The organism is Bartonella sp. TT110JLCBS (assembly GCF_042193405.1).
In the GTDB taxonomy this organism is placed as follows: domain Bacteria; phylum Pseudomonadota; class Alphaproteobacteria; order Rhizobiales; family Rhizobiaceae; genus Bartonella.
In genome coordinates, this window is sequence record NZ_JBHILT010000273.1 from 339 (window position 1) to 593 (window position 255).

The 255-nt window shown below is 40.8% G+C and carries 1 pseudogene; it reads right to left on the minus strand.

The annotated features are described in order from the left end of the window. Positions 1–255 (minus strand): annotated as a pseudogene (locus ACFILW_RS10900) (adenosine monophosphate-protein transferase); the annotation flags it as partial.

The window sequence follows — 255 nt, forward strand, 5'->3', positions numbered from 1 at the left end:
TGTAGGTTTCACCCTCTTTTGCAACCATAACGGGACGATCATTAACATTGCGCCCAAGTTCTTTCATGCTGCTCATGAATTCCTTTAAAAGAAGTATTTTATTGGGATTAGAGATATCTTCAAACAGATGTTGCATTGGTTCTAGATCACCATTTTCTGCTACAGCAACACTGGCGAGCATCATGCGTTCTTTTGTAACAAGTGAAAAGTCAAGCTGATGCCCTGCTGCTTGAGCAAGCTTTTCAAAAAAGACCC